General features: G+C 41.4%; 20 protein-coding genes, 1 tRNA gene and 1 pseudogene. 3 read left to right on the top strand and 19 right to left on the bottom strand.

Annotation, left to right across the window (positions count from 1 at the left end; translation table 11 throughout):
- Window positions 1–100: 100 nt before the first annotated feature.
- From DXB52_RS00455 to polA, 6 genes are read right to left on the bottom strand one after another with little or no spacing between them, the layout of a single operon-like run.
- Window positions 101–958, bottom strand: coding sequence for a DegV family protein (locus DXB52_RS00455; protein ID WP_117568122.1), 858 nt, complete (start codon window positions 956–958; stop codon window positions 101–103).
- A 14-nt stretch (window positions 959–972) separates the two neighbouring features.
- Window positions 973–2,337 carry a PFL family protein gene (locus DXB52_RS00450; RefSeq protein ID WP_055144491.1) on the bottom strand — a complete coding sequence of 455 codons (1,365 nt, stop codon included), beginning with the start codon at window positions 2,335–2,337 and terminating at the stop codon, window positions 973–975.
- A gap of 29 nt (window positions 2,338–2,366) precedes the next feature.
- Window positions 2,367–2,639, bottom strand: a complete 273-nt coding sequence (locus DXB52_RS00445) for an ACT domain-containing protein (RefSeq protein WP_117568120.1) — start codon at window positions 2,637–2,639, stop codon at window positions 2,367–2,369.
- Window positions 2,640–2,672: 33 nt separating this feature from the next.
- On the bottom strand, window positions 2,673–3,470 hold the full coding sequence (locus DXB52_RS00440) for an MBL fold metallo-hydrolase (protein ID WP_117568119.1): 798 nt from the start codon (window positions 3,468–3,470) through the stop codon (window positions 2,673–2,675).
- The gene (coaE, locus tag DXB52_RS00435) at window positions 3,467–4,051 is read right to left on the bottom strand and encodes a dephospho-CoA kinase (protein ID WP_117568118.1); all 585 of its coding nucleotides are present in this window, start codon (window positions 4,049–4,051) and stop codon (window positions 3,467–3,469) included. Before coaE ends, DXB52_RS00440 begins: the two co-directional genes overlap by 4 nt.
- A 1-nt stretch (window position 4,052) precedes the next feature.
- Window positions 4,053–6,668, bottom strand: coding sequence for a DNA polymerase I (gene polA / locus DXB52_RS00430; protein WP_117540158.1), 2,616 nt, complete (start codon window positions 6,666–6,668; stop codon window positions 4,053–4,055).
- A gap of 186 nt (window positions 6,669–6,854) precedes the next feature.
- Between polA and DXB52_RS00425 the strand changes: the two genes are divergently transcribed.
- The gene (locus tag DXB52_RS00425; protein ID WP_118106247.1) at window positions 6,855–7,484 is read left to right on the top strand and encodes an HAD family hydrolase; all 630 of its coding nucleotides are present in this window, start codon (window positions 6,855–6,857) and stop codon (window positions 7,482–7,484) included.
- Here DXB52_RS00425 and DXB52_RS00420 read toward each other — a convergent pair.
- Complete coding sequence (locus tag DXB52_RS00420; protein ID WP_117540155.1) at window positions 7,481–7,699, bottom strand: hypothetical protein; 219 nt, start codon at window positions 7,697–7,699, stop codon at window positions 7,481–7,483. The genes DXB52_RS00425 and DXB52_RS00420 overlap by 4 nt on opposite strands.
- A 229-nt stretch (window positions 7,700–7,928) precedes the next feature.
- On the opposite strand from DXB52_RS00420, the gene DXB52_RS00415 reads away from it, so the two are divergent.
- Complete coding sequence (locus tag DXB52_RS00415; protein WP_020436712.1) at window positions 7,929–8,129, top strand: helix-turn-helix domain-containing protein; 201 nt, start codon at window positions 7,929–7,931, stop codon at window positions 8,127–8,129.
- Between the two features lie 72 nt (window positions 8,130–8,201).
- On the opposite strand, the gene DXB52_RS00410 is transcribed toward DXB52_RS00415, so the two are convergent.
- From DXB52_RS00410 to DXB52_RS00390, 5 genes are all read right to left on the bottom strand, one after another.
- A tRNA-Leu gene (locus DXB52_RS00410) sits at window positions 8,202–8,284 on the bottom strand.
- An 89-nt stretch (window positions 8,285–8,373) separates the two neighbouring features.
- Complete coding sequence (locus DXB52_RS00405; RefSeq protein ID WP_118106245.1) at window positions 8,374–9,645, bottom strand: diaminopimelate decarboxylase; 1,272 nt, start codon at window positions 9,643–9,645, stop codon at window positions 8,374–8,376.
- On the bottom strand, window positions 9,638–10,354 hold the full coding sequence (locus tag DXB52_RS00400; protein ID WP_117836133.1) for a TrmB family transcriptional regulator: 717 nt from the start codon (window positions 10,352–10,354) through the stop codon (window positions 9,638–9,640). The genes DXB52_RS00405 and DXB52_RS00400 overlap by 8 nt, the downstream gene beginning before the upstream one ends.
- 149 nt (window positions 10,355–10,503) lie before the next feature.
- Entirely contained in the window at window positions 10,504–11,940 is a 1,437-nt protein-coding gene (pyk, locus tag DXB52_RS00395) for a pyruvate kinase (protein WP_117568112.1), read from the bottom strand.
- A gap of 165 nt (window positions 11,941–12,105) precedes the next feature.
- Complete coding sequence (locus tag DXB52_RS00390; RefSeq protein ID WP_330677877.1) at window positions 12,106–12,975, bottom strand: hypothetical protein; 870 nt, start codon at window positions 12,973–12,975, stop codon at window positions 12,106–12,108.
- A 328-nt stretch (window positions 12,976–13,303) separates the two neighbouring features.
- On the opposite strand from DXB52_RS00390, the gene DXB52_RS00385 reads away from it, so the two are divergent.
- Entirely contained in the window at window positions 13,304–17,545 is a 4,242-nt protein-coding gene (locus tag DXB52_RS00385) for a 2-hydroxyacyl-CoA dehydratase (RefSeq protein WP_118106243.1), read from the top strand.
- Between the two features lie 751 nt (window positions 17,546–18,296).
- On the opposite strand, the gene DXB52_RS00380 is transcribed toward DXB52_RS00385, so the two are convergent.
- The 7 genes and pseudogenes from DXB52_RS00380 to DXB52_RS00350 all read right to left on the bottom strand — a co-directional run bounded on the left by DXB52_RS00380 (window position 18,297) and on the right by DXB52_RS00350 (window position 24,824).
- Window positions 18,297–18,536: a hypothetical protein gene (locus tag DXB52_RS00380; protein ID WP_117540143.1), complete on the bottom strand. Its 240-nt coding sequence runs from the start codon at window positions 18,534–18,536 to the stop codon at window positions 18,297–18,299.
- Between the two features lie 150 nt (window positions 18,537–18,686).
- A complete protein-coding gene (locus DXB52_RS00375; protein ID WP_117908064.1) occupies window positions 18,687–19,343 on the bottom strand; it encodes an HAD family hydrolase in 657 nt (218 codons plus the stop codon).
- An 18-nt stretch (window positions 19,344–19,361) separates the two neighbouring features.
- A complete protein-coding gene (gene greA / locus DXB52_RS00370; RefSeq protein ID WP_118106241.1) occupies window positions 19,362–19,865 on the bottom strand; it encodes a transcription elongation factor GreA in 504 nt (167 codons plus the stop codon).
- Between the two features lie 285 nt (window positions 19,866–20,150).
- Window positions 20,151–21,689: a 2,3-bisphosphoglycerate-independent phosphoglycerate mutase gene (gene gpmI / locus DXB52_RS00365; RefSeq protein WP_118106239.1), complete on the bottom strand. Its 1,539-nt coding sequence runs from the start codon at window positions 21,687–21,689 to the stop codon at window positions 20,151–20,153.
- 157 nt (window positions 21,690–21,846) lie between these two features.
- Window positions 21,847–22,539 carry a 5'-methylthioadenosine/adenosylhomocysteine nucleosidase gene (locus DXB52_RS00360; RefSeq protein WP_117540135.1) on the bottom strand — a complete coding sequence of 231 codons (693 nt, stop codon included), beginning with the start codon at window positions 22,537–22,539 and terminating at the stop codon, window positions 21,847–21,849.
- 256 nt (window positions 22,540–22,795) lie between these two features.
- A pseudogene (gene tpiA, locus DXB52_RS00355) lies at window positions 22,796–23,544 on the bottom strand (triose-phosphate isomerase).
- 80 nt (window positions 23,545–23,624) lie between these two features.
- Complete coding sequence (locus tag DXB52_RS00350; protein ID WP_117540131.1) at window positions 23,625–24,824, bottom strand: phosphoglycerate kinase; 1,200 nt, start codon at window positions 24,822–24,824, stop codon at window positions 23,625–23,627.
- Window positions 24,825–24,922: the final 98 nt, after the last annotated feature.

Here is a 24,922-nt window from a genome sequence, read left to right as displayed (position 1 = left end):
TCACACCACGTGTGAACAGTACCACCTCTCACCAATACAGATTATGTAACTGTTCAGAGCCAACTTCCAAAATGCTACGCATTTCGTCACAGTTACCAGTTTACAATCTCTTCATGCAAGTAATCGCCAGTGCCCCCGGACCAATATGGCAGGCCACACTCAATGACAATGATCCTTCCATAATCTCATATCCCGGAAATCTTTCTTCGATCTCTGCTTTCCACTCCTGTGCTTCTTCTTTACTGCATGTGTAAGCCATGCCAAGAACCATCTGATCCTTAACATCGGCAAAGCGTCCATTCAGATCTTTCTCTATTGCATTGAGCATTGTCTTCTTCGCTGTTTTCCAGCCTCTTGCTTTAGAAAATGCATCCAGCTTTTCTCCCTGGATCTGAAGAACAGGCTTTAAGTTCAGCACCGTTCCGATTGCCGCCGCTGCCGGTGTGATTCTTCCACCTTTTTTCAGGTATTTTAAAGTATCCACCGTAATATAAATACTTGCCTGAAGTTTTTCTTTCTCCAGTATTTCTTTAATCTCTGCTGCACTCTTTCCTTCTTCACGCAGATTCATTGCATCCAGAACAGACTGCTCCTGTGTAACTGAAATTCTCTGATTATCAACCACCTGAACACGTCCGTCATATTCAGCTGCAAGAGTAATAGCTGTTGCACATGTGCTGCTCAAACCACTGGACATCGGAATACATACGAGCTCATCATATTCTTCCAGAACTTTATCCCAAAGATCCATGACCTCTCCCGGGGATGGCTGTGATGTTGAAATATCAGAATCTGCTCCGAGCTTTTCATAAAACTCACTCTGGGAAAGTGTGATATCCTCCAGATAAAGTTCTCCATCGATAAAAAATGGCATCGGAAGGACAAAAATCCCAAGTTCTTTTCCACGTTCCTGTGTTATACCGCTATTACTATCCGTTACAATTGCAACTTTACTCATCAAATTTCTCCCTATTAATTCTTAAAACTATGAATTGGAGCCGGGATACGTCCCTGTCTGTTGATAAACGCATCACATCCGAATTCATTCACCGGCATAATCGGTGCATAACCTAACAGTCCACCAAATTCTGCCACATCTCCAACGTCTTTACCGATAACCGGAATCAGGCGCACTGCTGTTGTCTTTTGATTGACCATACCAATTGCCATCTCATCTGCAATGATTCCTGAGATTGTCGCTGCTGATGTCTTTCCAGGAATTGCGATCATATCAAGTCCTACAGAGCATACACATGTCATTGCCTCTAACTTCTCAAGTGTAAGAGAGCCTGCATTTACTGCATCGATCATTCCCTGATCTTCACTGACCGGAATAAATGCACCGCTGAGTCCACCCACATAAGAAGATGCCATAACGCCGCCCTTCTTCACCTGGTCATTGAGCATTGCAAGTGCTGCTGTTGTTCCAGGTGCACCCACGCGCTCCAGTCCGATTTCCTCCAGAATCTCTGCAATACTATCTCCAACTGCCGGAGTCGGTGCAAGAGAAAGATCAATGATTCCAAATGGAATTCCAAGACGTGCAGAAGCCTCTCCTGCAACAAGCTGTCCTACTCGTGTAATCTTAAACGCCGTTTTCTTAATTGTTTCACAGAGCTCTTCAAAACCTTTTCCACGTGCTTTTTCAATCGCTTTCTTTACAACTCCCGGTCCGCTGACACCTACATTAATAATCGTATCTGCCTCAGTCACACCGAGGAATGCACCTGCCATAAACGGGTTATCATCCGGTGCATTGCAAAGAATAACAAGCTTCGCACAACCAAGAGAGTCTCTGTCCTTCGTTGCCTCTGCCGCTTCTTTCACAATCTGTCCACACAGACGGACCGCATCCATATTGATACCTGTCTTTGTTGATCCCACATTGACGGAACTACAGATTCTCTCTGTCTCGGCCAGTGCCTGCGGGATTGAACGGATCAGATTCTCTTCGCTTGGTGTCATTCCTTTCGACACAAGTGCGGAGTATCCACCAATGAAGTTTACACCCACTTTTTCCGCTGCGCGGTCAAGTGTACGTGCGATTGTCACATAATCTTCCGGAGTCTTACACGCTGCTGCTCCAACAAGCGATACAGGTGTAATTGAAATTCTCTTATTTACGATCGGAATTCCGAATTCTTTCTCAATGTCTTTTCCTGTAGATACAAGATCTTTTGCAACTGTTGTAATCTTCTCATAAATCTTACGGTTCAGTTCATCCAAATCAGAATCCACACAGTCCAACAGACTGATTCCAAGAGTGATCGTGCGGACATCAAGGTTCTCGCTTTCGATCATCTTATTGGTTTCTGATACTTCATACATATTAATCATAGTCTTATCCTCGCCTTATCTCCGACTGTTTACAGACGGTGCATTTTCTCAAAAATCTCTTCTCTCTGACAATGAATTGTTACACCGATCTCTTTGCCAAGTGCATCCATCTCATCACAAACTTCTTTGAAATCTTTCTTCAGATTCGCAACATCCACGATCATCATCATGTTGAAGTATCCCTGAACAATTGTCTGTGAAATATCAAGAATGTTGATTTCATTTTCTGCAAGATATGTACATACTTTTGCAATAATTCCTACTGTGTCTTCTCCAAGTACTGTGACAATACATTTCTTCATTCTTTCTGTACCTCCGCTTTGATTCACTCAATTTTATACATTAATAATATCCGAAACTGATTCCCGGCTTGCAACGAACATATTCAGGTCTTCCCCTTTATATTCATTATCTGCAAGCGTAACTTCCAGCTTCACTGTCTCATAAGCAAGTCTTGCGTAATTGTTCTCCTTGCTCAGATGACCAAGCATGATGTGTTTCAGATTATCATGTAGTATATCACAAAGAAGCTGTCCTGACAATTCATTTGATAAATGACCGCGATCGCCAAGAATTCTCTGCTTCAAATAATATGGATATCCTCCGACTTCCAGCATATGGATATCATGGTTTGCTTCCAAAAGGATCGCATCCAGATTTTTCAGATTCTCCACTGTATAATCATCATATTTTCCAAGATCTGTTGCAACTGCTACGGACTTCCCGTCTTGTTCAATACGATACCCTGACGGTTCATTTGCATCATGAGAAATGGCAAATGGGTGTACGTCCAGTTCACCAAGCTGAAATGGGTGATCTGCCTTAATCGGATGTAAAAGTCCTTCCGGCATCTTTCCAAGACTAGAAGACTCTTTGATTCCTGCAATCGTTCCCGGCGTCGCATAAATTGGGATCTCGTACTTTCTGCTGAACACACCAAGTCCCTTAATATGATCCGAATGTTCATGTGTGATCAGAATCCCATCGAGTTCGTCCCCTTTAATCTCCAACTTATTCAGACCTTCTTCAATTCGTTTCTTACTAATCCCCGTATCAATCAGAAGATGGGAATTATCACTTCCTACATAGATACAGTTTCCACTGCTGCCGCTTGCAATACTGCACATTCTCATTTGTTCAATCTATCTCCTATTTGTCTCTTTGTTGCTTCAAAGTCTCCACTATTATCAATTACAACTGTGCATGCCTTTCGAAACACTTCTTCTATCGGTTGTGAAGCAATCATTCTGGTGATCTTTTCATCCGTGTAATGTCTGGAACTTTTCAGTCGTTCTCTCCGGACCGCTTCATCTGTGTAAATATACCATAATTCATCACACAGTTCCTTTCCTACTTCCGGAAGAAGTGCTGCTTCTACTATATAATAAGAGCAACCTTCTTCTTTTTTCTTCAAGATATCTTTCCGAACCCATTCCAGCACTTCCGGATGCACAATATCATTCAATATTTGTAATTTCTTCTCATCTGCAAATACGCAGCTTCCAAGTTTCATGCGATCCAGTTCACCATTGTTTCCGACAATCTGTTCACCAAATTCTTGTACAATTCTCGAAAACGCCTGTGTCCCTTTCCTCTGGATCTGCTTTGCAACTTCATCCATCTGGCAGACTACCGCACCGTATTCCTGTTCAAGAAATTTTAAAACTTCACTTTTTCCGGAGCCAACTCCACCCGTGATTCCAATTACTTTCATCTTATTTTGCCTCATACCAGTTCTTCCCTGTATGCATATCCACACTAAGCGGAACTAACAATTCTGCAGCATGTTCCATCTTATCCTGAAGGATCTGCTGTACTTCTTCTAATTCTCTTTCATCTGCTTCAATCAAAAGTTCATCATGCACCTGAAGGATCATCCGTGATTTCAGATTTCTCTTCTTCAGTTCTTCATTTACATGAATCATTGCGATTTTAATAATATCTGCAGCAGTTCCCTGGATCGGTGCATTCATTGCCACACGCTCTCCAAAACTTCTCTGCATAAAATTGCTGGACTTTAATTCCGGCATCGGTCTTCTTCTTCCATATAAAGTCTCTGCATATCCTTTTTCTTTCGCATCGCTCACACATTTATCAAGAAATGTCTTAATTCCCGGGTAGGATTCAAAATAATGCTCGATATACTGTGCCGCCTCTTTTCTCGAAATACTCAGATCCTGGCTCAGTCCAAAAGAACTGATTCCATACACAATACCGAAATTAACCGCTTTTGCATTTCTTCTCTGCAGATCTGTCACTTCATCAAACGGTACATGGAATACCTGGGAAGCTGTCATTCGGTGAATATCGCGCGCCTCACGGTATGCCTGGATCAGCTGTTCGTCACCGGAACAATGCGCCAGAATACGAAGCTCGATCTGAGAATAATCCGCATCTACAAAGACGCAGCCTTCTTTTGGTACAAATACTTTACGGATCAGACGTCCAAGTTCCATACGAACCGGTATATTCTGCAGATTCGGTTCTGTACTGCTGATACGTCCGGTTGCTGTGATCGTCTGATTGAATTTACTGTGGATTCTTCCATCCATCCCTATATAATTTGCAAGTCCGTCTGCATATGTTGACTTCAGTTTTGCAAGCTGACGATACTCCAAAATCTTTGCTACGATAGGATATTCCGGTGCAAGTTTATCTAACACATCCGCTGCTGTAGAATACCCGGTCTTTGTCTTCTTTGCATGAGGCATTTCCAGTTTTTCAAAAAGAATCACGCCAAGCTGTTTTGGAGAATTGATGTTAAACTCTTCCCCTGCCATTTCATAAATCTCTTTTTCCAGCTCAACGATTCTTGCTCCAAGCTCTTCGCCGTAACGCTTCAGCTCTTCGCCTTCAATCTTAACGCCAGCCTGTTCCATATCATACAATGTAAATACTAACGGCATTTCAATTTCATTAAATAAACGGAACATCCCATTCTTTTCCAGTTTCTTTTCAAGAACCGGGACACAGGCATAAGCTGTATATGCCTCATAACATGATTTTGTACCCTCATCAAGTTTTTCATCAATTAAAAGATTCAAGTGTTCTCTTGCCACATCTTCTGCATTGTAATCATTTTTCAGAGGATTCAGAAGATATGCTGCCACGATCGCATCAAACCCGTTCTCACTTGTAAGTTCCGGCAGCCATTCCAGATATTCTTTCAATCCACACATTGAAAAACATTTCACACTTTTTGCAAGGTGAGACAACTTTCCTGTCAGATATTCAAAATCAGCATCCATATCACAAGGAATCGTAACAATCTTTTCTGCTCCATAGCAAAGAGAAATCCTTCCATATCCTGAAGCATGTGCAAACAATGGGAGAACATTTCCAGCATCTTTGGAAAATGCCGCACCAACGGTTTCTGCTTTCTCTGCCTCTTTTAAAACTTTCTCAATCTCCTTTTTCCCTGTTATCTCACGGAAATATTTTTCCACATCATTCGCTGATGCTTCTACATCAAATCTTCCAAGCAGATTTTTAAACTCCAGTCTTTGGAATAATTCATGGGCTTCTTTTGTATAAGGATTCTCATGTCGGGCATTTTCAATTTCAAACGTAATATCTGCGTCCTGTTTAATTGTCGCAAGAGTCTTACTAAGCTGTGCCTGTTCCCAGAATTCTTTCAGATTCTTGCTTGCTCTTGGTGGTTTCAGCTCATCAACATGCTCGTACGCATTTTCAATCGTCTGGTACTGCTGAATAATCTTTGTCGCTGTCTTTTCGCCAACTCCCGGAACACCAGGAATATTATCAGCAGTATCACCCATCAAAGCCTTTACATCAATAAATTCCTTCGGTGTTACTCCATAGCGTTCCTGCACATCTGCCGCATAATAATCTTCTACTTCCGTCTTCCCCTGCTTCGTCTTTGGGATGCGGATCTTAATATGCTCTGTCGCAAGCTGAAGCGTATCGCGGTCTCCGGAAATGATGGAAACATCCATTCCTTTCTCCTCACAACGATGCGACAAGGTTCCCAAAAGATCATCCGCCTCAAGTCCGGCCTTTTCAATCACTTCTATATGCATCGCACGCAGAACATCCTTGATCACGGGCACCTGCTGACGCAGTTCCTCTGCCATCGGCTTTCTCGTGCCCTTATAATCTGCAAACATCTCATGGCGAAATGTCGGCGCATGCACATCAAATGTAACCGTCAGATATTCCGGCTTCTCTTCATCTAATATCTTAAACATAATATTCAGGAATCCATAAACTGCGTTCGTATGCAGTCCTTCCGAATTCGTCAGATCCGGAACTCCATAAAACGCCCGGTTCAATATACTGTGTCCATCGATCAGTACAATTTTATCTCTCATCAGATTCTCTCCTATTATCTCTTGCTTTTTGTTGCATTTAATTTTAACCATTATTAAAGTATACACTAATTAACTTCTTTTTTAAAGGTTCATTTTATGGTATCATAATTTAGGGAGTGAACAGTAACCTTTTGACTCCAATATTTTGTAAACAATATTTTCAAAAATACTATCAGGAGAATTATTATGGATGGAATTATATTTGATGTAGATGGAACACTTTGGGATTCTGTTGAAGTTGTAGCCGAATCCTGGAATCTTGCAATAAAAGAGAACTCTGATCTTGAGCCAAGCTTAAACCGCGAAATTCTTCAGGGACTGTTTGGAAAGACAATGGACGAAATTGCTACCGGAGTTTTTCCCGATCTCGATACGGACTCTCGAAGAAAACTGATGGATATCTGTTTTGATTATGAAAACCGCTATCTTGAAACACATCCCGGTGTTTACTACGAAGGCGTTATGGACACGCTCAAAGAGCTGGCTCTGGAATATCCTCTTTTTATTGTAAGCAATTGCCAGTGCGGATATATTGAAGTTATGATGAAAGGCGCAGGCATGGAACCATATATCAAGGATTTCCTTTGTTTTGGCCAGACGCAGACTTCCAAAGATCTGACGATTCTGAAATTAATGGAGAAAAATAACCTGACATCCCCTGTCTATGTCGGAGATACCCAGGGAGATGCTGATTCCTGCAAAAAAGCCGGTATCCCTTTTATCTTTGCTGCATATGGTCTTGGAGATGTTAAGGAAGATTATCCGACGATACATTCTTTTTCAGAATTAAAAAACATTTTAAGAGAGCTTGATTAACATCTCCGCTCCTGTTTACTTTTTTCATAATCGCGGATTTTACGCATCAATCCGCGATAAATCTTATCCTGAAGCAGTTCCCGATGTTCATACGATACCGGATATTCGTTCATGAAATCGGGATGTTCTTTTATATAGCAATCTCTTTCTTCTTTCGTTGCATTCAACAGATACTTTTCATAATAATCCATATCATCTATTTTTTCTTTATTCATCACTTTCTCCCATCCCCCTTAGTTCTTATGCTGTCTCATTTCTCGCACATTTTTCATGTTTTTATCAATTATAGTCGTAGTACGACTATAATTCAATAGTCGTGTCAGGACTTTTATATAATAATCCAAAAATACAAAAGATATCTGATTATTGTTCACCGGATACTGTGAACAATAGCTTGCTTCCGGTTGAATTCGCACACCGGCTTTAAGGTACGAGGATGGGATTATGAAATTCGAAAACATACGAAATTTGCGAGAAGATAATGATAAAACGCAGAAAGAAGTTGCTGCATATCTCAACATCAAACAGACTACATATTCTAAATATGAACTTGGAAAAATCAACGTTCCTATTGATGTCTTCATCAAACTTGCTGATTATTATACAGTCTCAATTGATTATCTCGTTGGACGTGGGAAAAAGTGAACTTACAAAATGAAAAATCTCTGGACATCTTGCAAACATTGAATCTGTAAGATGTTCAGAGATTACGTTCGATGCCGCTGGCCGGACTCGAACCGGCACGGCTACTAACCGCTTGATTTTGAGTCAAGTGCGTCTGCCAATTCCGCCACAGCGGCTTATTCTGTCGGACAAGAAAATCTTCTTGTCCGAATCAGCTTTTTTATGTTACCATATCTGGTCACATTTTTCAACTATTTTTTTGATTTTATTTACAAAGTTTCTTTCCAACCTCAAAGCAGTCAAATGTTGCAAAATAATCCTTCGGTGTCTCAGCACGGCGGATCATCTGCACACTTCCGTCCTCTTTCAGAAGCAGTTCTGCTGATTTTAATTTACCATTGTAGTTATATCCCATAGAGAAACCGTGTGCTCCTGTATCATGGATCACAAGATAATCTCCTCTGTCAATTTCCGGAAGCATTCTGTCAATTGCAAACTTATCATTATTTTCACACAGAGAACCTGTTACATCATATTTGTGATCGCACGGTGCATCTTCTTTTCCAAGAACAGTAATATGATGATATGCTCCGTACATTGCCGGACGCATCAGGTTAACAGCACACGCATCTACTCCGATGTAATTCTTATAAGTATTTTTCTCATGAATTGCTTTTGTCACAAGGCAGCCGTAAGGTCCCATCATAAATCGGCCAAGCTCTGTGTAGATCGCAACATCTCCCATTCCTGCCGTAACAAGTACTTCTTCATAAACCTTGCGGACACCCTCTCCGATTACGCGGATATCATTCGGCTCCTGATCCGGTGTGTAAGGAATTCCAATACCACCTGAAAGATTAATAAACTTAATATGTACCCCTGTTTCTTTCTGGAGACGTACCGCCTGCTCAAAAAGAACTTTTGCAAGCATTGGATAATAATCATTTGTCACTGTGTTGCTGGCAAGGAATGCGTGAATACCGAATTCTTTTGCTCCTTTTGCTTTCAATGTCTTAAATGCTTCTGTGATCTGCTCTGTTGTCATCCCATACTTTGAATCTCCCGGGTTATCCATAATATCATTACTGATCTTGAATATTCCGCCCGGATTGTAACGGCAGCTGATCGTCTCCGGAATATGTCCGATTGTCTTCTCAAGGAAGTCAATATGTGTAATATCATCCAGATTGATGATTGCTCCAAGTTCATCCGCAAGTTTAAAATCTTCCTCCGGTGTATCATTTGAGGAAAACATAATATCGTGTCCGTTAATTCCAACTGCATCAGACATAAGAAGCTCTGTATAAGATGAGCAATCACAGCCACAGCCATATTCCTTCAAAATCTGGAGAAGAAACGGATTCGGTGTCGCCTTTACAGCAAAATATTCTTTATATCCCGGATTCCATGCAAATGCTTCCTTCAGCGCTTTCGCATTCTCACGGATTCCTTTCTCATCATAGAGATGAAACGGTGTCGGATATGTCTTTACGATCTCTTCAACCTGTTCTTTTGTCACAAATGGTTTCTTACTCATTTTTACTTTCTCCTTCGCGTATTTTGATTAATTCTATCTCATTCGCAAGTGCTGTCTTAAACAGCGTAACGAAATTTCTCTGTCCGGAATAGACACAAGTGTTTCTGCTCTCCTGTCCATATTCACCCGAAAGTACATATTTAGAATCTGTGATCAGACCAATCTGATTTCCTTTTTCTTTCGTCACATAAATGATTGCCCCTGAAAGTTCAAATGGATGATCTGTCACAAGAACTACCTTTTTTCCTTTTTCTGTCAGTTCCTTTAACTGTCCTTTCAACTGTTCCAGACAGACACCGGAACAGGAACAATACACTCTTTCTTCCACATTAGCCAGAAGATTGTGGATCTTATCTGAAATATGTTCCCGACCATCGATCGTAACATAACCTTCTTCCTCTTTCTTCTCACCCGGAAGATTCACATCCAGCCACTTCTGTTCTTCCTCCATCCTGCGGATCCTGTTTCCACAGAACTCCTGAACATCAACCGGAATATACCGCTTGGCATCTTCTTCGATCAGATATGCAGCCCCCTTCTCAACAAGAGCCGCCAATGATGCATACACATTAGACCTCGAGATTCCTGTATCTCTTGCAATCTCATACCCCGTCTGCTTTCCTGCTTCGATCAGCCGAAGATAAACCGTCGCTTCCTGCCGGGACATCCCAAAATGCATCAGATATTCAATTGCTTTATTTATGTCCATCACATCATCCCTTTATTCTTAGTAGTTCTTTACAGGAACACTATACAGCATTGTTTGTTGGATGTCAATATATTGATTGTATTTAATAAGAGCAGAACAGGCACCACGCACGGTAACTGTTCTGGCTCTTATTAAAAGTTTTTTCTAATTTAATCTACTGTCGCAATTCTCATCATATTACTTGTAAAGCTTCTCTCTTTGCTTACATTTGTTGAAGGAATTCCAGCTGTGATAACTACAACATCTCCCGGCTCAACATACTGTTTTACCTGTGCCAGTTCGATCGCATTTTCACAGATATCTTCTGTTGTATCAACTTCAAGAGACTTCAGCGGTCTTACGCCCCAGTAAATAGACATTCTTCTCAGTGTTCTCTCGTTCGGAGTTACACCAAGGATTTCCTGTCTTGGTCTTAAGTTGGATACAACTCTTGAAGTTGCTCCTGATACAGATGGTGTAATGATACATTTTGCATTCAGGTTTGCTGCTGCCAGTACGGATGAATATCCGATTGCACTGGATATTCCGCCTCTTAAATGACCGTGCTCTTTCTCAAGCATGATATCATAATCAAGGTGTTTCTCTGTCTGCTCAATGATATGAACCATCATCTGAAGTGCCTCGAGTGGGTATTTACCCTGTGCTGTCTCTCCTGAGAGCATTACAGCATCTGTTCCGTCATATACAGCGTTCGCAACGTCTGTTACCTCAGCTCTTGTCGGACGTGGATTACGCATCATAGAATCAAGCATCTGTGTTGCTGTGATAACTGTCTTGAACTGATCGTTACATTTCTGGATCATCATCTTCTGAAGATATGGAAGTTCCTCTGCCGGTATCTCAACTCCGAGGTCTCCACGGGCAACCATGATACCATCTGCTGCACGGATGATCTCATCGATATTGCTGATTCCTTCTTCATTCTCAATCTTTGCGATAATCGGAATGTAAGGAGCTCCGAGAGACTTCAGATATGCCTTGATCTCAAGAATACACTCTGCATTTCTTACGAAAGATGCAGCAATAAAATCAATTCCCTGCTCTGCTCCGAATTTAATATCTTCTTTATCTTTCTCAGTGATTGCCGGAAGTCTTACCGGTACTCCCGGTACATTAACGCCCTTTTTCTCTCCGAGTTCACCACCGTTGATGATCTCACAATGAATTTCTTTGTCTGTTTTTCCGATTACTTTCAGTCCGATCAGACCATCATCGATCAAAATAATCTTTCCTTCACTTACATCTTCTGCAAGTCCCTTATATGTGATAGATACTTTATTCTCATCTCCAACAATATCTTCTGTAGTAAGTGTAAAGGTCTTCCCTGTTTCAAGCTTAATCTTCTTTCCGTCTTTCAGAACACCTGTACGGATCTCTGGTCCCTTTGTATCCAGAAGAATAGCTGTCGTTGCATGCTCTTCCTCGCGAAGCTCTTTGAGCATATCCATACGACCCTTCTGTTCTTCATGATCACCATGAGAGAAGTTGAAACGAGCTACATCCATGCCATTCTGGATGAGTTTTCTCATCAGTTCTCTATCATTTGTGTTTGGTCCCATCGTACATACTACTTTTGTTTTTTTCATACTAAGTCAATCTCTCCTTTAAAAAATATAACCTTAAAGTTCCTATACACCTGGAGCGAAGCTGCACTGTATCACTTTCGGCTGCAACTCTGATCTGATACACTGCACTGCCATACCTCATCTCCGGTAAACTATGAGAAATATGCGTTACACAATTCTCATTTTCTACTTCACATGTTCATGTGTAAATAAATGTTCCTGGCAATACTCATAGTTTCCATTACATTTTGAACAAAAACGGAACTCCAATGTCGGATCATCTAGTTCTGTACGTCCGCAAACCGCACAACGATGTCTTGCCCCATTCGCATATGTCATATGTGGTCTCGTCTGCTGTTTAAACTTTGCTTTTCTCGCCTGCTCTTTCGGACTGAAACGCTTCATATTCCTGCTGGACAAGAAAAAGATAACAAAGTTCAATAAGGATGCTGCAATCGCAACTTTCGTTGCGAGACTTCCTGTAAAGAAATAGTACAGTGCCATTGCCGCATATACGAAAGCCATCCATTTCATCTTAATCGGTAAAATAAAATAGAGTAAAACTTCCATATCCGGATAGATGGAAGCAAATGCCAAAAAGATAGACATTGTAATATAGTTCGTGCTGATCAATCCGATACTTGAAAGCGGAAGTTCAATTCCATAGATAAGATAAAACACACCATACAGTATGAATACTGCGATCACTGTAAAAAGTATTCCTGAAAAAATGTATACATTATAACGGAATGTTCCCCATGTTCTCTCAAGGGCTGAGCCAAGAGAATAATACAATAACACAAGAAACAGCAAGGAAATCAAACTTCCCGTCGGTGGAATCAATACCCAGGAAATAATCCTCCAGACCTGTCCTCTTAAAATATATGCCGGTTCCAGTGTAAGCCATCCTAAAAGTCCCGGTGCTAAATAATAAATAGCGAAACCTATCACATACCCAGCCAGCAGATACACCGTAAGATTCGGTATTGCAAAACGACCTAATTTTTTTTCTAATTTATCAAGCCAGTTCAACTCGTATTCTCCTTCTATTTTCATTTTAATATCGCTGTCCACTACGTGTGGCCAGCACTTGCATCTTCGTATAGCAGTAATTGTACAAGGGAAGACTTGTTTTGTCAAACGATTGTTTTTATATTAATACACTTTTAACAAGAATATGATGTTTTCTTTCTTTTTCTACTTAGACATTATTGCCATATTCCCCCCTATTTCTTTACACTTACTACACTACAATGACCATTGTCTTTTTGAGGATCTTGTCGTATAATGATATTTATTGCGAACTAACAAACGCATTTAATAGGTAGTAACTCATATAAATTTGACAAATTAACTGAATTACAAAAGATTGGGGATATTAATTATGAACGCAAAAAATCTACATACTTTAGGAATCGACATTGGTTCCACGACAGTAAAAATTGCAATTCTTAATGATGAAAATGAAGTCCTCTTCTCTGATTATGAGCGCCATTTCGCTAATATCCAGGAGACGCTTTCCGATTTACTTGGCCGTGCCCTTTATAAACTTGGACCAATCCAGGTTTCTCCTGTCATCACAGGAAGCGGTGGTCTGACACTTGCCAAACACCTCGGTGTTCCATTTGTCCAGGAGGTAATTGCTGTCTCCACTGCACTGCAGGATTACGCTCCTCAGACAGATGTAGCAATTGAGCTTGGCGGAGAAGATGCGAAGATCATTTATTTTGAGGGTGGAAATGTAGAACAGCGTATGAATGGTGTCTGTGCCGGTGGTACAGGTTCTTTCATTGACCAGATGGCATCTCTTCTTCAGACAGATGCTTCCGGTCTGAATGAATACGCTAAAAATTACAAAGCATTATACTCTATCGCTGCGCGCTGCGGTGTATTTGCCAAGACAGATATCCAGCCACTGATCAACGATGGTGCCGCTAAGGAAGATCTTGCCGCATCCATTTTCCAGGCTGTTGTGAATCAGACCATCAGTGGTCTTGCCTGTGGAAAACCAATTCGCGGTCACGTTGCCTTTTTAGGAGGTCCGCTTCATTTCCTCTCAGAGTTAAGGGAAGCCTTCATCCGTACACTGAAACTGGATGATGAACATATTATTGCACCGAACCACTCACATTTGTTTGCTGCGATTGGTTCTGCACTGAATTCCAAAAGAGATACTCCGATGGAACTGCGTGATATGCAGAATCGTCTCGAGAATAAAATCCAAATGGATTTCGAAGTGGAACGTCTGGATCCACTGTTTGCAACAACTGCTGATTACGAGGAATTCATTTCCCGCCATGCAAAGCATCAGGTGCCGGTAAAAGATCTTGCCTCATACAAAGGAAAAGCATTTCTTGGAATCGATGCCGGTTCAACAACTACAAAAGCGGCTCTCGTTGGTGAAGACGGAACACTTCTTTATTCTTTCTATCACAACAACGACGGAGATCCGCTTGGTACAACGATCACAGCAATCAAAGATATTTACGATCAACTCCCGGAGGGTGTAGAGATTGTTCATTCCTGTTCCACAGGATACGGCGAGGCACTGATCAAAGCTGCTCTGATGCTTGACGAGGGAGAAGTTGAGACTGTTTCTCATTATTATGCAGCATCCTTCTTTGAGCCGGATGTAGACTGTATTCTGGACATCGGCGGTCAGGATATGAAATGTATCAAGATCAAAAATCAGACTGTCGACAGTGTTCAGCTGAACGAAGCCTGCTCTTCCGGATGTGGTTCTTTCATTGAGACATTTGCAAAATCTCTGAATTATTCTGTAGAGGATTTTGCTCACGAAGCTCTTTATGCACAGAACCCGATCGATCTCGGAACACGCTGTACTGTATTTATGAACTCCAAAGTAAAACAAGCACAGAAAGAGGGGGCGTCTGTTGCTGATATCTCAGCCGGACTTGCTTATTCTGTTATCAAGAATGCACTGTTCAAGGTGATCAAAGTATCTGACGCATCCGAACTCGGAAATCATATTGTTGTTCAGGGAGGTACCTTCTATAATAATGCAGTTCTTCGAAGCTTTGAGAAAATTGCGAACTGCGAAGCAATCCGCCCGGACATTGCCGGAATCATGGGTGCATTCGGTGCTGCTCTGATTGCCCGAGAACGTTATGTCGACTGCGAAGGCACAACAATGCTTTCCATTGATGACATCCGTTCTCTTGAATACTCCACAACAATGACAAAATGTCGTGGATGTACAAACAACTGTCGTCTGACAATCAACCATTTCAGTGGTGGACGTAAATTCATCACAGGAAACCGTTGTGAGCGCGGACTTGGAAAAGAGAAATCAAAAAATCAGATGCCGAACTTATTTGAATATAAATTGCATCGCTATTTTGATTACGAACCTCTTTCCGAGGAAGAAGCAAAGCACGGATTAATCGGTATTCCTCGTGTGCTGAATATGTACGAGAACTATCCGTTCTGGTTCACATTTTTTACAAAACTTGGATTCCGTGTAGTTCTGTCACCGGCTTCCACAAGAAAGATTTATGAACTTGGTATTGAATCTATTCCAAGTGAATCCGAGTGTTATCCGGCGAAACTGGCGCACGGACATGTACAGTGGCTGATCAATCAGGGAGTAAAACACATTTTCTATCCGTCAATCCCGTATGAACGGAAAGAATTTGCTGATTCTGACAACCACTACAATTGTCCGATCGTTACTTCTTATCCGGAAAACATCAAGAATAATATGGATCCGATCGTCAACGGAGAAGTTGATTTCATCCATCCATTCTTGAATTTTGAAAGTGAAGAGACGATTTCTTATCGTCTTGTAGAAGAATTAAGTAAGAAGTTCTCTCTTTCCGAAAGCGAAATCAAGTCAGCAGTCCATGACGCATGGAATGAACTGGCTGCCTGTCGTCAGGATATGAGAAATAAAGGGGAAGAAACAATCCGTTTCTTAAATGAAACAGGAAACCGCGGTATCGTACTTGCCGGTCGTCCATACCATATCGATCCGGAGGTAAATCATGGTCTTCCTGAATTGATTACATCCTACAATATTGCAGTACTTACAGAAGACTCTGTCTCTCATTTGAATCCGGCAGAGCACCCTCTGAATGTCATGGATCAGTGGATGTACCACTCCAGACTGTATGCAGCTGCAAATTATGTGAAGACAACGGAGAATCTTGATCTGATCCAGCTTAACTCCTTCGGATGTGGACTGGATGCTGTTACAACAGATCAGGTTGCTGAGATCCTTACAAATTCAGATAAGATCTACACAACTTTGAAGATTGATGAAGTAAACAATCTTGGAGCTGCAAGAATCCGTGTGCGTTCCCTTCTCGCCGCAATCCGTGTGCGTGAAAAGAAACAGGAAAAACGCATCATTCATCCGGCTTCTATCAAAAAGGTTACATTTACAAAAGAGATGCGTAAGGATTATACAATTCTCTGCCCGCAGATGTCTCCGGTTCATTTCGAACTGCTTGAGCCTGCTTTCCGCGCTGCCGGATACAACATCGATGTTCTTCCTAACGATAACAAGCAGGCTGTCGATATGGGATTAAAATATGTAAATAACGATGCCTGCTACCCTTCTCTGATCGTTGTCGGTCAGATCATGGATGCACTGTTATCCGGAAAATATGACTTAAATCATACAGCTGTTATCATTACACAGACTGGTGGTGGCTGCCGTGCTTCTAACTATATTGGATTCATTCGCCGTGCACTTAAGAAAGCCGGCATGGAACACGTTCCGGTAATCTCACTTAATTTAAGTGGATTAGAAGATAACCCTGGATTTAAACTTTCTCCTGCACTGGTTCTTCGTGGAATCTACGCAGCAGTATTCGGAGATATCTTTATGAAATGTGTTTACCGTATGCGTCCTTACGAGGCCATACCGGGAACCACAGATAAGATTCACCGTAAATGGGCTGAAGTTGTTAAGAAGTTTGTATCCGAAGGCTATCCTTCCCGTAAGAGATTCAAGAAACTTTGTAAAGATATCATCAATGATTTTGATAATATCGAGACACTCGACATTAAGAAACCTCGTGTTGGAATCGTTGGAGAAATCCTGGTTAAATTCCTTCCGGCTGCCAACAATCATCTGGCAGAGCTTCTTGAAAGCGAAGGGGCTGAGGCAGTTGTTCCGGATCTTCTTGATTTCCTGCTCTACTGCTTCTACAATCAGAACTTCAAAGTTTCCCACTTGGGAATGAAGAAGTCCAAAGCTACAGCTGGAAACCTTGGAATCAAAGCTTTGGAATGGTTCCGTGCTCCGGCTTCCAAAGCATTTGCAGAAAGTAAACGCTTTGATCCGCCGGCTCACATTGAAGATCTTGCAAAAATGGCTTCAGAGATCGTATCTCTCGGAAACCAGACCGGTGAAGGATGGTTCCTGACCGGTGAGATGCTTGAGCTTATCCACAGCGGTGCAGGAAACATCGTCTGCACACAGCCATTCGCCTGCCTGCCAAACCATGTTGTCGGTAAGGGAGTTATCAAAGAACTTCGCCGCAGACATCCGGAGTCGAACATCGTAGCAATCGATTTCGATCCGGGCGCAAGTGAAGTAAATCAGTTGAATCGAATTAAACTGATGCTGTCGACAGCGTTCAAAAATCTGGAGAAATAAAGATTTATCGTAGGGATTCTTTTTCGAGTTCGGACGAAATCAGATATCGCATATAAAGTTTATTCGAACAGACAGACATCGAGGGTTTGATTCAGGCTCCGGGTTCTGTATACAGGAAAGACTAAGAAAAACGAAAGATTACTAAAAACAAAGCAGTGCTCGGCAAACTCGCTGCCGCTTCAGACAGTAGCCTCGCACTGCTTTAACGTAACCTTTTGTTTTTTAAGTCTTTCCAAGCACACAGAACAGTCACCTGAATCAAACCCTCGATGGCTGTCTATCAGTAAGTTCTTCAGCGCTATCTGATTTCTACTCTCTCGAAAGAAGAACTCTACTTGAGAAGCAGGCGCAACGGAAATTCTATAGAATGATATCCATATCTCAAACGTTTTTGCACCTAATAAAATTTAGCGTTGAAATCGATTTTTTCAATAAACAGAAAACAGAAAATATGAGCTTCGAGGAGCTTTATGTTAGAAGATGGGTATAGGGACGTAGATGAATGTGGAGCATGCTTGCTCATACTTAAAAAACAATAGATTGCGTTAAAGAAAGGATTGACAGCTGTCTGAGCGGCAGCGAGTTTGTCAATCCTTTCTTTGCTTTTAGCAATCTGTTGTTTTTCTTAGTATGAACAGTATGCGTAACCCTGAGTCGACGTTCCTATATCCATCTTCTAACAATCAACTCTCTAAAATAATATTTTCAGTTTTCGTCCGTATATCAGTAAAACGATCTCTACGTCAAATCTTTATTTGCGGTACAAGTAGAGGATTCCTCCGAAAAGCCCCAATATAATCCCTGCATATCCGCCAACGCAGATGATATCTGACAGACTTTGTACAAGATTGATTCGAATCACAGAGCAGACTCCCATTCCGAGTACTGTTCCTATAATCGTCCAGCCTACGATCAGAATTGGCAGATACACTGCAAGTGCATGCTCTTTATCTATATATTGATTTACAAAATTCCAAAGTTTTCCATACATAAAAATTACCCTCTTTCTACTAAAAATGTCTGAGTATTTTTTCTTTGACAATTATTAGTATAGAGGGTATTTGTAAAGTCTCATTTTCTTCCAATGCTAAATCTATGTAAAATAAATCAGCCAAATGTTAAATCTGTTTGCTTTATACCTTTATGATGTTGCCAGAACCAGTTCTACCACTTCCTGCGGTGTTGTTGCCAGTGCATCTGCGCCTGCCTGCGAGAGTTCTTTCAAATCTCCATATCCGTACAGAACACCGATTACTTTCAGACCTTCCGCATGGCCACCAAGTATGTCATAAGAACGGTCTCCGACCATCACGATCTTATCCAGTTCTTTTTCTTCGCACTGTTCCAAAACATAATGGATAACATCTTGTTTTTCTGTACGTGTCTCATCCATACATGCCCCGCCGATCACATCGAAATATTTTGCAAGTCCAAAGTGATCTGCAATGATTTTTGCAAATTTTTCCGGTTTTGATGTTGCCATTGCAATCTTGATGCCTGCTTCTTTCAGTGTCTTTAGCATCTCTTCTACGCCATCATACACACTGTTTTCAAAAATACCTGTCACTGTGAAATATTCTCGATAAAGAGTAACCATCTCTGCTGCTCTTTCTTCGCTTATTCCACAATGTTCCATAAACTGGCCTTTGAGCGGAGGACCGATAAATTTACGCAGTTCATCTGTCTTTGGTACCGGCCCTCCTGCCTTCTCTAATGCATATTTTACGGAATTCATAATTCCGGGACCTGAATCTGTAAGTGTTCCGTCCAGATCAAATAATACAGTTGTTATTTTCATTTCCAATTCCTCACTCTATTAAAATTTTCTAATCTGATCATCCTCTTCACTTTCAGTTTTGATCACTTTACGAATCATCACATAATAGCCAAAATCATCGTTCACTTTAATATAGACTCTTTCGCCTTCTTTATGTCCGAGCAGTGCTTTTCCGATTGGTGATTCTATACTGATCAGTCCATTCAAAGAACTTCCTCTTACAGAAGTTACAATACGATATGTCTCAACTTCATCGTCATCTTCACAATAAAGTTCCACAGTATTATTCAAGCCAATTTCATCGGATTTGGAATGATCCTCCACGATTTCAGCCGTCTTTAGCATCCTCTCCAGATAACGAATGCGGCTTTCGTTCTGATTTTTCGCTTTTTTTGCTGCATGGTATTCAAAGTTCTCACTCAAATCTCCATGAGCTCTTGCTTCTTTCACCGCTTCAATCAGTTCTTTACGTTCTACTAATTTTCGATGCTCAATCTCTGCCTGAATCTTTTCCACATCATTTTTTGTCAATCTTTCACGCATGACTTTTCCTTTCTTCTCTGAACCATAGGTTACTGTTCTCACGATGTGCGACCAGCAACGCATCTCGACATTTTAAATCGCCTTTGGCGATGGGACTACTTTGAACAGTAATCTATAGGGAAAAGGAAAGCTATCAATTACGATAAACTAAAACAAACACTGTTGTTATCGCAGTCAATAGCTTTCCCTTTTTACTTCTATCTTAATTCACGCAATTTTCTTTCAGATTCATTTCTTTTGAAGTAATCATTCAAGTTACCTGAATCAAAATTCAATGACCATGAATTATTTTGTCAACAGAGATTTTCCTGTCATCTCAGCCGGCTGCTGCATTCCCATCAGCTCGATCAGTGTCGGAGCGATGTCTGCCAGGCATCCGCCTTCTCTTAACTTGTAAGCCGGATCAGCATTTACAAGGATAAACGGTACCGGATTTGTTGTATGAGCTGTGAATGGCTCACCTGTCTCCTCGTCGATCAGCTGCTCTGCATTTCCGTGGTCAGCGCAGATGAACATCTGTCCGTTTACTTCTTTCAGAGCCTCTACAGCCTTTCCTACACACTCATCAACTGCTTCTACAGCCTTGATCGCAGCTTCCTGAACACCTGTATGTCCTACCATGTCAGGGTTTGCAAAGTTGATCACGATCACATCATAGTTCTCAGACTTGATCGCTCCAACAAGCTTGTCACATACTTCGTAAGCGCTCATCTCCGGTTTCAGGTCATAAGTAGCAACCTTAGGGGATTTCACAAGGATTCTGTCCTCTCCCTCATTCGGCTCTTCTACTCCACCATTGAAGAAGAATGTTACGTGAGCATATTTCTCTGTCTCTGCAATACGAGCCTGTTTCAGTCCGTTATCTGCAAGGAACTGTCCAAATGTATTCGTAATAGATTCTTTTACGAATGCAACCATCTTATTCTCGATTGTAGCATCATACTCTGTGAAACATACAAATGTAGTCTTCACTCTAGCTCCTCTTTCGAATCCGTCAAAGCTGTCATCACAGAATGTTCTTGTGAGCTCTCTTGCTCTGTCAGGACGGAAGTTGAAGAATACAACGGAATCATTTTCTTTGATTGTTGCTGTTGCAGCACCGTCTTTTGTTACAACAAATGGTACTACGAACTCATCTGTTACATCCTCATCGTAAGAAGCCTGGATTCCAGCTGTTGCAGACTCTGCTGTATTGCCTTCTCCTGCAACTAATGCTTTGTAAGCTTTCTCCACACGATCCCAACGATTATCACGATCCATTGCATAGTAACGTCCGGATACAGATGCAACTTCACCTACACCAATCTCTTTCATCTTTGCTTCAAGCTGCTCTACATATTCTTTACCTGATGCCGGTGGTGTATCACGGCCGTCAAGGAAACAATGAACATATACTTTCTCGATTCCCTGTCTCTTGGCGAGCTCAAGAATTCCATAAATATGAGTAATATGACTATGAACTCCTCCGTCAGATACAAGTCCCATCAGGTGAAGTGCAGAATCATTCTTCTTTACATTCTCACAAGCTGCAAGAAGAGCTTTGTTCTCAAAGAATTCTCCGTCTTCGATAGACTTTGTGATCTTTGTAAGTTCCTGATAAATGATACGTCCGGCACCCATATTCATATGTCCTACTTCTGAGTTACCCATCTGTCCATCCGGAAGACCAACAGAAAGTCCGCTGGCATTTCCCTTTACAAACGGATACTCTGCCATCAGTTTATCCATAACAGGGGTATTCGCAAGAGCTACTGCGTTACCCTCTGTCTTATCTCTTAATCCATATCCATCTAAAATCATTAATACGGTTGGTTTTTTGCTCATCTCAATATCTCCTTTGCATTAAGATTGTCTATTTTTTAACTCTACGCTTTATTGTACTAGTTTTAGCACAATTTTGCAAGTCAGAGCTCTGGTCAAATATATCTGAAAATAAGCAGATTTTCGCCTGAATTCATGTGAAAATCACTACAATAAAATCTTATAGTGTCGGAAGCAATTCTTTCATCAGCTTCACACCATGAACGATCGCCTGTTTCTCAAATGTAGGATAGTCCACCTGTGCACTTCCATCTGCCTTATCTGAGATTGCACGAATGATCACACATGGAACGTGATTCAGATATGCACCGTGAGCAATTGCTGCTCCTTCCATCTCAGCACATTTCGCACCAAAATTATTAACAATACGTTCTTTTACTTCTTTTTCAGAAATAAACTGGTCTCCGCTTGCAACTCTTCCTGTAAATGTACGAATATCTGAATTCGCCTTTTTATTTGCTTCCACTGCTTTTCTCACAAGTTCTTTATCTGCCGGAAATGCAAATACATCCATACGCGGCACCTGTCCGACAGGATCTCCCAATGCGCTGACATCCATATCATGTTCTACTGCATCTGTAGATACAACAATATCTCCGATATTGATCTCTGCATCCAGAGAACCGGCTACACCTGTATTGATCAGCTGATCTACCTGATAAAAGTCTGCAAGAATCTGTGTACAAATTGCAGCATTCACCTTTCCAATTCCGCTCTGTACAACAACTGCTTCTTTTCCATAAAGCATACCTTTATAAAACTTCATGGATGCTCTCTCCTGCATCTCGCATTCTGTCATATCCTCGATCAGCTCACGGACTTCTTCTTCCATTGCTCCGATAATTCCTACCATAGCTTCTCAATCTCCTATCTTTTCTATTCCCTTTTCTTAGTTGCTTTATTTTCTTCATTAAGCTGTTACTTTATTTTATCAATCTCCTCTATGATACACTCAAATGATTTTCAAAGTCAAGAAAAAAGGCCATCCGGTCAGAATTACTATCTCTATTGCTACTGTCCGCACTACCTGTGCCCGGCAATATAGATATCTTTCTGACCAGATGACCTTTCTTAATTATCTGTTATTATAAAACAGCTTTAAGATCTTATTATTTGTAGTTTACGATCTTTCCGAAATCAGCCTTAAGGGAAGCTCCACCTACAAGACCTCCATCGATGTTAGCCTGTGCAAAAAGTTCAGGAGCTGTAGCTGCGTTTACAGATCCGCCGTACTGGATACGGATTGCTTCTGCTGTAGCTTCATCATATACTTCAGCGATGCAAGCACGGATTCCTGCGCAAACTTCTTCAGCCTGCTCTGTTGTAGCTGTCTTTCCTGTTCCGATTGCCCAGATTGGCTCGTAAGCGATAACTGCTGTCTTAGCCTGATCTGCTGTAACACCCTGGAATCCAACCTTAACCTGCTGACGGATGAAGTCCATTGTTACGCCCTGCTCTCTCTGCTCAAGAGTCTCTCCACAGCACATGATTGGTGTAATACCATGCTCAAATGCTTTGAGGACTTTCTTGTTAACATCTTCATTTGTCTCACCGAAGTAATCTCTTCTCTCTGAATGTCCGAGAACAACATATTTAACACCTGCATCTACAAGCATGTTCGGAGAAATCTCACCTGTGTAAGCTCCACTCTCCTCGAAATACATGTTCTCAGCTCCAACCTGGATGTTTGTTCCTTTTGCAGCCTCTACAACTGGTACGATATCGATAGCCGGTACGCAGAATACTACGTCTACTTCTTCGTTAGCTACAAGTGGTTTTACTCCTCTACAAGTGCTACTGCCTCGCTTGGAGTTTTGTTCATTTTCCAGTTTCCTGCAATAATTTTCTTTCTTGCCATTGTTCTTTTCTCCTTTAGAAATCTCTAAATTTATACACAGAGAAGCTGTCACAATCAGCTTCTCATGCATACGTTTCATATTATTTATCGTTAGCTGCTGCTACTCCCGGAAGTTCTTTTCCTTCAAGGAATTCAAGAGAAGCTCCACCACCTGTAGAGATGTGTGTCATCTTGTCACCATATCCGAGCTGGTTAACAGCTGCTGCGGAATCTCCACCACCGATGATTGTTACAGCATCTGTGTTAGCAAGTGCTTCTGCAACTGCCTTTGTTCCATCAGCGAATTTCGGCATCTCAAAGCATCCCATTGGTCCGTTCCATACAACTGTCTTCGCAGATTTAACAGCGTCTGCAAACATCTCAGCTGTCTTTGGTCCGATATCAAGTCCCATCCATCCTTCTGGGATCTCATTCTGAGCTACTACCTGTGTATTTGCATCGTTAGAGAAAGCGTCTGCTGCTACAGCATCAACTGGAAGAAGAAGTTTTACACCTTTCTCTTCTGCTTTCTTAACCATGTCAAGTGCGTACTGTAAGTAATCTTCCTCAAGAAGGGAATTTCCTACGCTTCCGCCCTGAGCTTTTGTGAATGTGTAGCACATTCCACCACCAATGATCAGAGTATCAACTTTGTCAAGAAGGTTGTTGATTACAGAAATCTTACTGGATACTTTAGATCCTCCAAGGATTGCAACAAATGGTCTTTCCGGATTCTCTACTGCATTTCCAAGGAAATCGATTTCTTTCTGCATAAGGTATCCAACAACTGCTGTGTCAACAAACTGTGTAACACCTACGTTAGAACAGTGTGCTCTATGAGCTGTTCCGAATGCATCGTTTACGAATACATCGCAAAGAGAAGCAAGGTCTTTGCTGAATGCTTCACCGTTCTTTGTCTCTTCTGCTCTGTAACGTGTGTTTTCAAGAAGAACAACATCTCCGTCTTTCATAGCTTCAACAGCTGCTTTTGCGTTTGGTCCAACTACTTCCGGATCAGCTGCAAATTTAACTTCCTGTCCAAGGAGCTCAGAAAGTCTTACTGCTACTGGTGCAAGTGAAAGCTCCGGCTTTGGCTCTCCCTTCGGTTTTCCAAGGTGGGAACAAAGAATTACTTTTCCTCCATCAGCGATCAGCTTCTTGATTGTAGGAAGAGCTGCCACGATACGGTTCTCATCTGTGATCTTTCCATCCTGAAGCGGTACGTTGAAATCACATCTTACAAGAACTCTTTTTCCTTTTACATTGATATCATCTACGGATTTTTTATTAAGTGCTGCCATTTTTCATAGCCTCCTGTATCTTGTCTTTTTCCTGATCGTCTCATAAATTCCGTGTGAATTATCACCAGCAGATATTTAACGATCACATTAAAAAGGAT

The organism is Ruminococcus sp. OM04-4AA, from assembly GCF_003462585.1.
GTDB lineage: Bacteria > Bacillota > Clostridia > Lachnospirales > Lachnospiraceae > Mediterraneibacter > Mediterraneibacter faecis.
This window is presented reverse-complemented; position numbering and strand designations above follow the sequence as displayed.